Raw genomic sequence first — 12,281 nt, 5'->3', positions numbered from 1 at the left:
CGGCGATTATCCACTCAGCGTTTGACGAGGCGGAACCAGCGGGGGTCGGCCTTCTTGAGCGGTCCCGGCATACCGGTCGTGTCCGCGTCGACATCCGACACGAGTTTCCACTTCTCGAACGTCCGCTCCACGTCGGAGCGGGAGACCCCACGCGGCAGCGGGCCGCGATGTCCCGGCCCGAAAGCGAACATCAGCAGGGTGGCGTGCGGTTCGCTCACGGTCGTGACGTTCTCGGCATACGCGACCCGGTCGTGGTCGCTGAGCCCGTGGTAGCACCCCACATCCATGATCAAGTGGTACCCGCGGCCGACGGCGTGCTCGAGGTCGGTGGCGTCCGCGTGCATGAAACGCACGTCGACGCCCGCCTTCCGCGCCTTGGACCGCGCCTTGTCGAGGGCCAGCTGGACGGTGTCGATCCCCGTCACCTGCCACCCCCGCCGGGCCATCTCGATGGCGTGGTCACCGGTGCCGCATCCGATGTCGAGGACCTCTCCCGGTGGTGCGTCGAAGGGATCGAGCAACGTCTCGATCTGGCTTCCGAAGACGCGGCCCGCTTTCACCCAGGGCGTGATCTTGAACCGATAGGCCAATGTGTATCCGAGGCCCATGTCCGCCCCTTCCACCGGGCGCGTCACCACCTGAACGCCGATGCCGTCGGATTACCCGGTCGCACCGAAACAACACGCGAAAGTCCACATTCTGAGACGGCGGGAACATCTGGTCCGGGAGCCCGGTTGGACAGTCCCATGGGTTTCAACAATGCACAGAGTCCTGTACCTACGGTCACGCTCAACGACGGGAACAGCATTCCTGCCCTCGGCTTCGGCGTGTGGCAGGTGCCGGACGACGAGAGCCACGCCGCGGTCACCGAGGCGCTGAAGGCCGGGTACCGCAGCATCGACACCGCCAAGATCTACGAGAACGAAACCGGAGTGGGCCGCGCGCTCGCGGACTCCGGACTTGCCCGTGACGAGTTGTTCGTCACCACCAAGCTGTGGAACGACGACCAGGGCTACGACTCCACGCTCCGCGCGTTCGACGACAGCCTGAACCGCCTCGGGCTCGACTACGTCGACCTCTACCTCATCCACTGGCCCGTGCCGTCCGCGGACCGCTACGTGGACACGTTCAAGGCCTTCCAGAAGATCAAGGCCGACGGGCGTGCGCGGTCGATCGGTGTCTCCAACTTCACCCCGGAGACCCTCGACCGTCTGATCGCCGAGACGGGCGATGTGCCCGCGATCAACCAGGTCGAGCTGCACCCGCGGTTCAACCAGGCCGACCTGCGCGCCTTCCACACCGGCAAGGGCATCGCGACCGAGGCGTGGAGCCCGCTCGGGCAGGGCACCGTCCTCGAGGACGAGTCCATCGCGAAGATCGCTGCAGCGCACGGTAAGACGACCGCGCAGGTGATCATCCGGTGGCACCTGCAGATCGGCAACGTGGTCATCCCCAAGTCGGTGACGCCGGAGCGCATCGCCGCCAACTTCGACGTCTTCGACTTCGAGCTGACCCCCGACGAGATCAACACGGTCGGTTCGCTGACCCGGGCCGACGGGCGCATCGGCCCCGACCCGGCAACGCTGGGCTCCTAGACCAGCCGGAAGTCCGCGAAGTCGAAGCCCGGGGTGACGACGCAACTGACGAGAGTCGGTTCGTCGCCCTCGGGCTTCGCTCGCTGCCAATGTCGCGGCGGGACCAGCAGCTGTGGTTGCTGGCCCGCCGCGACGTCTGCGCCGAGGATTTGCGCGTCCGGCGCCGCGGGTTCGCTTCCGTCCCCGCCGAGTTCGAGCCGCAGGGGGCTGCCCCGGTGGTACAGCCAGATCTCGGCGCTGCGCACGCTGTGCCATTCCGACTGCTGTCCGGGCATCAGGAGGAACAGGATTGCGGTACCGGCCGCCCGCGGTCCGGGGTAGTCGCCGGGCAGGCTCCCCTCCGGGATCGTGACGTCGCTGCGCCACGTCTCGCGGTACCAGCCGCCTTCGGGGTGCGGGGCGAGGTCGAGGGTTCGGGCCCATTCCGGTAATTCCGTCATGGCCGCCATTCTGCCGCCCGGCGCCGCGTCCGGGGGTGCGCTGCACCACCCCTGGGGTGTCTTATCTCGGAGGGCCGGAGCCGCGAGAGTCGTAGGTGTTCAGAAAGCGGGGGCACGAAATCCCGCACACCAGCGACGAACAGGAGACAACATGCTCGGAATCATGCTCGGACTCGGCGGAGCCGCAATCGGACTCGGAATCGGCGTCATGGCCCTCGGGGTCGGACTCCTTCTCAGTGACGCGACGATCAAGCACGATGTCGGCGAACTCCCCGACTGACTCCATGTGGGTCGACACCCGTCGGGGGCGGGTCCGGGCGCGAACAGCGGCCCGTACCCGCCACCCGCTGGCGTGGTTTCACTCGGTTCTCACCCGCAAACGCGGTGTTGCCGTCCAGACGCCGCCTGCCAGTGCCGGTGAGGTGCTCGAACGTCTCGTCGACATGCCGCTCAGCGTCTGGACCTACGGTTTCGATCACGATTCGGTACGACACCTGGGACCGATGGCACAGGATTTCGCCACCGCATTCGGTCTCGGTTCCAACGACCGCCGCATAGCGATGGTCGACGCGAACGGGGTGTGCATGGCGAGCATCCAGGCCCTGTACCGGCGGGTCATCGCGCTCGAAGCGGAAGTGGAACGCCTGCGGAGGTAGCGTCCGAGTCCGGTTTTGCGTCCCGGCGTCCGCCCGGCCGCCACCAATTGGCGTTGCCCAGCAGGTACATCGTGGCAGGCACCAGCACCATCCGCACGATCGTAGCGTCGATGAGGACCGCGGTCGCGAGTCCGACGCCCATCATCTTCACGGTCACGTCCCCGTCGAGCGCGAACCCGGCGAACACCGCCACCATGATCGCCGCGGCGCTCGTGATCACCCGGCCCGTCGACGCCAGTCCCTCGACGACGCTCCGGTGCGAGTCGCCGGTGTCGAGCCAGCGCTCACGTATCCGGGAGAGCAGGAACACCTCGTAGTCCATCGACAGGCCGAACAGGATGGTGAACATCAGGATCGGCACCCAACTCGACACGGGAAGCGCATGCGGAAGTCCGAGTAGCTGCGCGCCCCAACCCCATTGGAACACCATCACCATCACGCCGTAGGCGGCGGCCACCGACAGCAGGTTCATCACGGCCGCCTTCACCGCGACCACCGGCGCACGGAACACGAAGGTGAGCAGCACGACCGACAGTGCGACGACGAACGCGATCACGAGCCACAGCCGTTCGGCGAGGCGAGCGGAGATGTCGGCGAACGTCGCGGTGAGCCCGGTGACGTGGACGCCGTCGGCGGCGTCGGACCGGATCCGCTCCAGCAGTTCGGTGCTGCGGGGATCGCTGGGGCCGGTGGTCGGCTGCACCGAGATCAGCGCGGCCGTCGAGTCGGAGTTCAGCAGGACGGGCGTCACCGAGGCCACCCCGGGTTCGGCTGCCAGTTCACGCGCGAGGGCCGGAAGCTCGGCTGCCGGAACCTTGTTCAGGTCGACTGCCACCATCAGGGGTCCGTTGGCGCCGGGCCCGAACTCGGAGTCGATCAGGTCGTACGCCTGACGGATCGTGTTGGCGGCCGGCGCGCTGCCCGCGTCCTGCGGCCACGTCCGCATGCCCAGAACCGGAGCGGCCAGGAGGAGCAGCACCCCGAGCGCCGTCAGGGCCCACAGCCACGGGCGGCGGCTCACCCGGATCGCCCACCGTTCCGTCAGCGGCGACGTCGTGCGACGTTCGGCCCGGGCACGGGACCTCTTGCCCAGTACCCGCGTGCCCGCCAGCCCGCACAGTGCGGGCACCAGCGTGACCGAGGTGAGCATCACGATGCCTACCATCGCGAACGTGGCGTAGCCGAACGACGCGTACATCGGCAGCCCGGACAGTCGCAGCCCGAACAGGGAGACGAGGACGGTGGTGCCGGCGAAGATCACCGACGTCCCGGCCGTGGAGTTGGCGGCCGCGACGGCGTCCCGCACCGACATGCCGGCCCGCAGTCCCTCCGTGTACCGGGTGACGAGCAGCAGCGCGTAGTCGATCCCGACGCCGATGCCGACCATCGTGGCGATGGTCGGGGCGATGGTGCTGATGCTGGTGAACCCGGCCATGATCGTGATGAGCCCCGACCCGATGCCGACACCGACGAGCGCGACGGCCAGGGGCAGTCCGGCGGCCACCACGGAACCGAACGCGAACACCAGGATGATCAGCGCCAGGATCATGCCCACCGCCTCGGCGGTGCCCGACGGCTTGGAGATGTTCTCCGGCACCTGCCCGCCCAGTTCCACCTGCAGCCCCTGCTCCTGAGTGTCGGCCACCGCGGCGTCGAGGGCGTCGACTCCCTCGCTGCCGTGGAAGTCGGTGACCGGGATGCGGTAGTTGAGGCTGATCACGGCCGTGTCGGAGTCCTGGGACAGGCGGGGCGGCGACACGGAGCTCACACCGTTCACGTCGGCCAGTCTGGTGCCGAGATCGGTGAGGACCGCGGGGTCGAGCGGGCCGCTGCCGGAGTGCACGACCACCCGGGCGTCCGCTCCCGACATCTCCGGGAATCGTTCACTCAGCAGATTCGTCCCCTGTTGCGACGGCAGACCGGGCACGTTGTAGTCGTCGTGGTTGGTACCGCCGAACGCGGACGCGGCGGCGAACACCAGGACGAGCAGCGTCAGCCACGTGGCGATCACCCGCCAGGGGTGGGCAGCGGCGGCCGAGCCGAGGCGCGCGAGCAGGGAACTCATGGGGGGAGCCTCCAGGAAAGCCGGTTGGTTCTGTCGCCTCCGACTGTGCGCCCGGCGGCTAGTGGCCCACTTGGAACTCGCTTGGGTGGGTGGTCACCCGGGTGCGCGCGGCCTCCACCCAGGCCGGGCAGCCGCAACGTTCGGCCAGTTCGAGCGCCGCCGCGTAGTGGGTGCGGGCGTCCTCGGGCCGGTCGAGGAGCACCTCGAGGTCGCCGAGGATCGTGTCGACGGGGCCGACCGCGAACGCCGCCGTGTCGCCGCCGCCGATCTGGCCGCTGTACGGGCTCAGCTCCGCGTGCACCGCGGCCGCCTCCTCCCGTTCACCCAGCTGCGCGACGACGATGCCCCGCAGCGACATCATCAGGGAGTGGAAGAAGTCGCGGCGGACCGGGCGCAGGTGACGCCGGACCTCACGCGCCCGGTCCGGTTTGCCGTTGCCGAGTAGCGCGAGGGCGTGCAGATCGGCGATCACGTCCATCGCGGCACTGTCGACGGTCTCGATCACCGCCTCCAGTTCTCCGGCGCGTCCCTCGGTGAGCCGGAGCGTGAACTGCGCGAGGGCAAAGACGCTGTCGGCGTCGAGACCCGCCCGGGTCATCAACTCGTGGCCGCGCCCGTAGTGTCGTTCCGCCGTGGCCAGATCGCCGGTGAGGTGAGCGACCATCGCGCGGCTCATCTCCCGGGTCGCCTGCGCCTGCTGGAACTGATACCGGTCCGCCAGCTCCGACTGGATGCCCATATGGTGTTCGATCGCCGGGATGTCACCGTTGCCGGAGGCGATCTCGGCCAGCAGGTGGTGGCCCAGCATGGTGAACACGGGAAGTTGCGTCCGGTCGCCGATCCGGAGCAGCTCGTCGCCGATGACGTGGTCGCCGAGCGTGCTGGTCGGGGACCCGGTGCCGGCGTGGACGGCGCAGAGCACCAGCCCGAGCAGCACCGGATCGTCCAGGTCGCGGGCGAGAACTTCGGCCTCCCGGACCGCGGAACCGGTGCGCTCGTGATCCTCCGCCCCGATCTCGTGGACGAGTGTCACCAGCAGCCGGCACCGCACCGCCGGTTCCAGTTGCTCGTGCCGAAGCAACGCCTCGATCTGATCGACGACGGCCGTGTCCACCTCGCCGTATCGCCGATTGATCCACGGCGTCGGGGTGTCGACGAACGCGAGCACCCGGATCGCCAGGTCGGTGCGGCCCGCGTCCCGGGCGAGCGCGAGAGCCCGCTTCCGCGAACGGGATCCCGCCAGTCCGCTGCCGGCGGCGAGTTGCGTGCGGCTCAGTTCGGTGAGGAGTTCGACGCGCTCGTCCACGGACGCCGCTGCGTCCGGCGGCAACCGGTCGGCGGCTCGAAGGGCGTTGTCGAGGAAGCCGATCTCCGCGTCGTGGGCGTAGCGATCGGCGGCCTGCGCCGCGGCCGCGACATTATGGTCGAGGGCCTGCCGCGCGGTGGCCGCCGACAGCGCCTCCGTGAAATGGTGGGCGAGAGCCGCGACGTCGTGCGGCCGCAGCTCCTCGAGTGCCGTCCCGACCCGCGCGTGCCAGCGGCTCCTGCGCAGCCGGGTGAGGTCGGAGTAGAGCGTGTCGCGGACGAGGGCGTGCGTGAACCGGACGGTCCCGGCGCGCGGCTCGCCGAGAAGTCCGGCGATCACGCCCGATTCGAGTGCGTCGAACACGGCGTCGTCGTCGATTTCGGCGGCACGGGTGAGGACGTCGATGTCGGATTCGCGGCCCACGACCGCGGCCAGCCGCAGGACGGACACGGTGAGTTCGGGGAGACGGGCGATCCGCCGGCGCAGGACGTCCCGCACCCCCTCGGGTACCTCCGACGTGGCCACCAGTTCGCCCTCACTGGCCAGGAGCCGGGCGCTCTCCTGCAGGTAGAACGGGTTTCCGCCGGTGCGGTCGGCGAGTGCGCGGAGGGTGTCGGGATCGGGGTCGCGACCCGCCACGTGCCGGATCAGCTCGGCCGAATCCTCGGGTCCGAGTCCGCCCAGTCGGACGCGTGTCGGCTGGAGCGACGCGAGATCGGCGAAGCAGTTCTCCAGGTTCGGGTCCACCTCGTCCGGGCGGAACGCGAGGATCAGCAGGATCGGCGACCGCTGCTGCGCGAGCCGCACGAGGATCGCCAGGGTGTCCTCGTCGGCGCGGTGGACGTCGTCGAGGACGACGGCGAGCGGGCCGTGCTCGCGGACGGTACCGATGTAGTCGGCGACGGCACGGTGCAGCAGGAACCGTCCGCTCGGAGCGTCCGGCCGCGCCGCGTGCGAACGGTCGTCGGAGAGCAGGGGTGCCAGCGCGTCCGTCTCGGTGCCGGGGTCGACCTTCTCGCGCAGTGCGCGCAGGATCTCTACCCACGCCCACGCGGGCGGGGCGCCGTCCACTTCGGGGCAGCGTCCCACCGCCACCTGCCACCCTGCGGCGTCCAGCGTTCGGCGGAACCGGCGCAGCAGGGACGACTTCCCGGATCCGGCGTCGCCGCCCAGGAGGACCACAGGGGTGCCGGGGTCGGCCATCAGGTCGGTCAGGGTCGCCAATTCCTCGCTGCGGCCGAGGAACCAGGGGGCCGGGGTGGTGTCGACGGGCCCGGCGGCGAGGGCGGGTGCGGGCGCGGCCGGGACGGTGCCGGTGAGGATCTGGCGTTCGAGTTCCGTCAGGGCGGGACCGGGGTCGAGTCCGAGTTCGTTCGCCAGCCGGCCGCGGGCCTCGCGCAACGCGGCCAGGGCGTCCGCCTGTCTCCCGCTGCGGTGCAAGGCCAGAGCGAGCAACCGCCATCCCTCCTCCCGGAGCGGGTGTTCCCGGGTGAGGGTCTGCGCGTCGAGCACGGCGCCGGCTGCGTCGCCGCTCGCGAGGGCGGCCGCCACCAGACGTTCGCGCGCGACCACCCGCAGTTCCTCGAGCCGGGCGATCTCGGCGAGAGCCCAGTGCTCACCGGCCACCTCGGCGAACGCAGGCCCCCGCCACAGGCTCAGTGCGCGCTCGAGATCGGCTCGCCCGGTGTCGGCGGTAGACCGGACCAGGTTCTCGAACTCCCACGCGTCGACACCGGACGGGGGCAGGGTGAGCGCATACCCCGGGGCCCGGCTCACCAGGACGGTGGAGTCCGCCCGGGGTGCGCGGTGCGGCTCCAGCGCCCGGCGCAGATTCGAAATGTATGCCTGAAGTGCGCCGACAGCCCGCGGTGGGGGAGCGCCGTGCCAGAGATCGTCGATCAGCCGATCCACCGGCACCACCTCGCCGCGTGCGACGAGCAGCAACGCGAGCACGGCGCGCTGGCGGGGGCCGCCGAGGTCCACCGTCCCCGATTCGTCCTCCGCCTCGAGCGTCCCGAGAACTCGAATACGCAGCATTGTGCCAAGGGTAGGCACTAGTGGCCTCCAAGTGCTCTCCAAGGCGCCGAACCGACCCTGATCGCATGACTACGTCAACTGCTCACACCGCCCGCCCCGACACCCGCGAGATGGTGGTGGTCCACAACTGCTTCCGTCGCCAGTTCGCCGCACTGCCCGCACTCGTCCGGGGTGTTCCCGCCGGCGACACCGCCCGGGCGGGGGAGGTGGTGACGTATTTCGAGGAACTCGCCACCGCCCTGCACCACCATCACACGAGCGAGGACGACCTGCTGTGGCCGAAGCTGCTCGACCGCGCGCCCACCGACGCGGCGCTGGTGCTGCGAATGGAGGAACAGCACGAACGCATCTCCGAACTGCTGTCGCGGGCGCAGTCGCAGGGCGCCGCGTTCACAGCGGAAGCGGTGGACGGCGAGCCGCTGGCGAAGACGCTGACCGCGCTGTCCGCCGCGCTCGACGAGCACCTCGGCGAGGAGGAGCAGCGGATCCTCCCGATGGCGGAGCAGTTCATGACGCTCGCCGAATGGCAGGAGATGGGCGATCGCGGCCGCGCATCGATCCCCAAGGACCGGCTGCTGGTGTTCCTCGGCTTCATCCTTCATGGGGCGACCCCCGACGAGCGTCGAATATTCCTGTCGGAGATGCCCTTCGCGGCCAGGATGGCGTGGTCGATCCTGGGGCGTCGGGCATTCCGCAAGGACTACCGGCGAATCTACGGCACCGAGCCGGCCGCCTTCTGACGCCGGATCACCCTGCGCCGCAGCCGGCCCCGGTTGGTGCGCTCCCAGAGGCTGGGCGGTGTGCGCTCGGGATCCATCAGTTCGTTCTCGGCCAGCGGACTGTCCTCGTCCTCGACCGTCTCCGGCTCGAACTTCTCGAGGGTCCGGCCGCCGCCGCGCAGTGCCTCCACGGTGCCCAGGAACGACGTCTCGGCCAGCGTGTCCTCGAACAGCCCGGCCGGGACACCGAGGTGCTCGCAGACGAGCTGACGGCGAATACCGAGAATGGTCTGCCGCAGCTCCTCACCGTTCGCCGTGTCCGCGGTGACCTCGACCGCCAGATCACACTCGGTGTCGAACCCCATCGACCGGTTGTTGAGGTTCGACGAACCCACCCGCAGAAGGCGGTCGTCCATCACCAGCACCTTGGCGTGGACGTAGATCGGCTCACCGCCCGCCGTGACGGGGTAGTAGACGCCCAGCCGGTTCCCGGTATCGGCCTGCCAGAGCAGGTGCAGCAACCGTCGGCGGGCGCCGTCCATGGCCTTCTGCTCGAGCCAGCCGTCGGCATTGCGCGGCAGCACCAGCACGATCTCCGGTCCGTCCGGTTCCTGTAGTCGCGCGGCGATCGCCTCGGCGAGGGTCCGGGAGGCCAGGTACTGACTCTCGATGTACAGCGACCGCTCGGCGCCCGCGATCGCAGCCAGATACAGGGCCTCGATCTCCCGGACCTCGCCCCGATCGGCGAGCTCCGGCAGCGTGCGCGCGATGCCCACGTCGACGGAGCGCATCGTCGGCTTCAGCCCCTCCGGCCACGGCGTCCTCCCCGCGATCTCGTCGACCGGCGCCAGATCCTGCCCCGTCGCCGCCTTCCACCGGGTGCGGGCGAGCTCGCCGATGGCCTTCGCCGCGTCCCCGTCGACGGCGGTCGTCGCGTCGTGCCACGGCCCGTACCGCTTGCCGTTCGGCTGCGTCCGGTAATGGTTGCGGTCACGATGCTCCGGGGTGTCCCATCGGTCCACGGTCATGTCGATGCCGCCGCAGAACGCGAGCGCGTCGTCGATGACGACGATCTTCTGGTGGTGCGCCGAGCCGACCGGGTGGGCGGCGTCGAGTTCGAAGTGCAGGCGGCGGTCGGTCACCCAGTTGACCACGAAGATCGGCGTCATGCCACGCCCGATCGCGGTGAAGGCCCCGATGTTCCATTTGAGCAGGTAGATGTCGAGATCCGGGCGTTCCCGCGTCAGCCAGGCCAGGAACCGGCCGAGCTGGTTGGGGCCGTTGAGCGTCTTCTCGTCCGGCTCGAACTTGATCCTCGTGTCGAAGTCCCAGCCGATGAGGATGATGCGCCTGCGGGCCTGCAGCATCGCGGACTTGGCATGGCGGAAGTAGTCCGCCGCATCGACGATGCACGCGAGACGGTCGGCGTGGGCAACCTGCCAGCACGTGTCACCGGGAGCCAGGATCGGGCCGTCGTCGCTCATGTCTTTTCTGCTCCCCGTCTCGTTCGTCCGCCCGTCCCCTGTGGGTGGACGATTCACAGTACTGCGCCACCCCCGCCCAGCTACCGTTGAGTAGTGCGGAGGTGGTGGCGCATCGTGGCGTTGCTCGCACTGGTCAGCGTGCTGTGGGCACCAACTGTCGGTGCGGATCCGTTGCGGGCCGGATCGACCCCCGGCGCGGTCGTCGACTCGTCCGAGTTGCCGGCCGAGCTCTGGCTCCGCGGCACCGGCAGCGCCTACCGGATGACGTATCTGACCACCGACCGGCACGGCATCACCCCGTGCACCGGGATGGTGTTCGTGCCGCCCGGTTCACCGCCCGCCGGGGGCTGGCCCGTCATCGCGTGGGCGCACGGAACGGTCGGGGACTCCGACTCCGACGCACCGTCCGTGACCGGGGTCGACAGGGAATCCTCCGACTACGTGAGCAGCTGGCTGCAACTCGGTTACGCCGTGGCCGCCACCGACTACGTGGGCCTGGGCACCCCCGGGGTGCCGCCCTACCTCGACGGGAAGGTCGCCGGGCGCAGCGTCGTGGACTCCGTGCGCGCCGCCAGGGCGATCGACGCCGATCTCTCCGCCACATGGATGGCAGTCGGACTGTCCCAGGGCGGGCAGGCCGCGGTGTTCGCCGCACACACCGCCACGACGTACGCGCCGGAACTGGACTACCGCGGGGCGGTCGCGAACGGGGTGCCGTCGAACATCGAGATGGTGGCGAACTGGAGTGGTCCCTCGTTTCCGCCGCAGGGCCTCGCCGGTCTCACCGTGTACATCTCGTACCTGATCGCCGGGGTCCGTGACGCATATCCCGAACTGGACATCGACAGCTACCTGACCCCGGTCGGGAAGCAGTTCGTGGACGCCGCTCCCGAAGTGCCGTTCCGGCAGTTCGCGGCCATGACCCGCAACGTGTCGGTGGCGCAGATGCTGTCCCGGGCACTCGACGTCCCGGCGCTGCAGGACGCGTTGCGCGAATACCTCGAAGTCCCGGTCGCGGGTTACGACCGTCCGCTGCTGCTCGTGCAGGGGGTCACCGACGCGTCGGTGCCGATCCCGCTGACGGAGAAGCTGGTCGCCGAGATGCATAGTGCGGGAACGGATCTCGACTACCGAGTGTATTCGGGTGGTCACTTCGGCAGCATGTACCAGGCCGGTCCCGACCAGGCAGCGTTCATCGCCTCGCTGATCAGGTAGGGCGTTCGGATCCGGCCGGCACGCCGAGGTGCCGGGTGAGTTCGCGGGCCGCGGCCTGCCCGGCCCGGTTCGCCCCGATCGTCGACGACGACGGGCCGTAGCCCACGAGATGAATCCGCGGATCCGACGCCACCTGGGTGGCCAGGCGCCCCGTCATCGTGATCCCACCGCCCGGCCCGCGCAGCCGCAGGGGTGCGAGATGATCGAGGGAGCTGCGAAAACCGGTGCACCACAGGATCACATCGACCTTCAGCTCGCGGCCGTCGGACCACCGGACGCCGTCCGCGGTGATCTCGCTGAACATCGGCTGCCGCGCCAGCACCCCGCGTTCGCGGGCGACGCGGATCGCAGGCGTCACGGGCAGTCCCGTCACCGACACCACCGAACCCGGCGGCAGCCCGCGACGGACCCGGTCCTCGACGAGAGCGACGGCGGCGCGGCCGATCTCGGGCGTGAACGGCTCGTCCCGGAACTCCGGTGGGCGGCGCGTCACCCACGTGGTGGTCGTGACGCGGGAGATCTCGTCCAGCAACTGCACCGCCGAGATGCCGCCGCCCACGACGAGCACGTGCTGTCCCGCGAAGTCCTGCGCCGAGGAGTAGTCCTTGGTGTGCACCTGGCGACCGGTGAACGACTCGGCGCCGGGGTAGCGGGGAATGAACGGGCGTTCCCACGTTCCCGTCGCGTTGATCAGACCGCGGGCCGACACGACGCCGCGGTCGGTCTCGATCCGCAGACGCTCGCCGCGGGCACACACCACCCGC

Annotated in this window: 11 protein-coding genes; 5 read left to right on the top strand and 6 right to left on the bottom strand. The window is 69.8% G+C overall.

Features of this window, described 5'->3' with window-relative positions; genetic code table 11:
• Positions 1–14: 14 nt before the first annotated feature.
• Positions 15–608, bottom strand: coding sequence for a class I SAM-dependent methyltransferase (locus tag AZG88_RS14260; RefSeq protein WP_061698065.1), 594 nt, complete (start codon positions 606–608; stop codon positions 15–17).
• 138 nt (positions 609–746) lie between these two features.
• Here AZG88_RS14260 and AZG88_RS14255 point away from each other — a divergent pair, with 138 nt between their 5' ends.
• Positions 747–1,595 (top strand): aldo/keto reductase, encoded by an 849-nt coding sequence (locus AZG88_RS14255; RefSeq protein ID WP_025431921.1) that lies wholly within the window; start codon positions 747–749, stop codon positions 1,593–1,595.
• Here AZG88_RS14255 and AZG88_RS14250 read toward each other — a convergent pair.
• A complete protein-coding gene (locus tag AZG88_RS14250; protein ID WP_025431922.1) occupies positions 1,592–2,035 on the bottom strand; it encodes a cupin domain-containing protein in 444 nt (147 codons plus the stop codon). The genes AZG88_RS14255 and AZG88_RS14250 overlap by 4 nt on opposite strands.
• 151 nt (positions 2,036–2,186) lie before the next feature.
• On the opposite strand from AZG88_RS14250, the gene AZG88_RS54990 reads away from it, so the two are divergent.
• Together AZG88_RS54990 and AZG88_RS14245 are read left to right on the top strand one after the other, a co-directional pair.
• A complete protein-coding gene (locus AZG88_RS54990) occupies positions 2,187–2,315 on the top strand; it encodes a hypothetical protein (RefSeq protein ID WP_009478066.1) in 129 nt (42 codons plus the stop codon).
• Positions 2,316–2,319: 4 nt separating this feature from the next.
• Positions 2,320–2,691 carry a hypothetical protein gene (locus AZG88_RS14245; protein ID WP_005244028.1) on the top strand — a complete coding sequence of 124 codons (372 nt, stop codon included), beginning with the start codon at positions 2,320–2,322 and terminating at the stop codon, positions 2,689–2,691.
• Here the strand turns inward: AZG88_RS14245 and AZG88_RS14240 are convergent.
• Both AZG88_RS14240 and AZG88_RS14235 read right to left on the bottom strand, forming a co-directional pair.
• Positions 2,651–4,756 (bottom strand): MMPL family transporter, encoded by a 2,106-nt coding sequence (locus tag AZG88_RS14240; RefSeq protein ID WP_061698064.1) that lies wholly within the window; start codon positions 4,754–4,756, stop codon positions 2,651–2,653. The two genes, AZG88_RS14245 and AZG88_RS14240, sit on opposite strands and share 41 nt — an antisense overlap.
• Before the next feature lie 58 nt (positions 4,757–4,814).
• A complete protein-coding gene (locus AZG88_RS14235) occupies positions 4,815–8,099 on the bottom strand; it encodes a BTAD domain-containing putative transcriptional regulator (protein ID WP_061698063.1) in 3,285 nt (1,094 codons plus the stop codon).
• A 65-nt stretch (positions 8,100–8,164) separates the two neighbouring features.
• Here AZG88_RS14235 and AZG88_RS14230 point away from each other — a divergent pair, with 65 nt between their 5' ends.
• On the top strand, positions 8,165–8,839 hold the full coding sequence (locus AZG88_RS14230; protein ID WP_061698062.1) for a hemerythrin domain-containing protein: 675 nt from the start codon (positions 8,165–8,167) through the stop codon (positions 8,837–8,839).
• Here AZG88_RS14230 and AZG88_RS14225 read toward each other — a convergent pair.
• Positions 8,812–10,302, bottom strand: coding sequence for a phospholipase D-like domain-containing protein (locus tag AZG88_RS14225; RefSeq protein ID WP_061698061.1), 1,491 nt, complete (start codon positions 10,300–10,302; stop codon positions 8,812–8,814). The two genes, AZG88_RS14230 and AZG88_RS14225, sit on opposite strands and share 28 nt — an antisense overlap.
• Before the next feature lie 114 nt (positions 10,303–10,416).
• On the opposite strand from AZG88_RS14225, the gene AZG88_RS14220 reads away from it, so the two are divergent.
• On the top strand, positions 10,417–11,517 hold the full coding sequence (locus AZG88_RS14220) for a lipase family protein (protein WP_061698060.1): 1,101 nt from the start codon (positions 10,417–10,419) through the stop codon (positions 11,515–11,517).
• Here the strand turns inward: AZG88_RS14220 and AZG88_RS14215 are convergent.
• Positions 11,510–12,281 (bottom strand): NAD(P)-binding domain-containing protein (locus AZG88_RS14215; protein ID WP_061698059.1); only part of this gene is annotated, 772 nt, incomplete at its 5' end. The genes AZG88_RS14220 and AZG88_RS14215 overlap by 8 nt on opposite strands.

The organism is Rhodococcus sp. LB1 (genome assembly GCF_001583455.1).
Taxonomy (GTDB): Bacteria; Actinomycetota; Actinomycetes; order Mycobacteriales; family Mycobacteriaceae; genus Rhodococcus_F; species Rhodococcus_F opacus.
The sequence above is the reverse complement of the archived record's forward strand: the minus strand, read 5'-3'. Positions and strand labels throughout refer to the sequence as shown.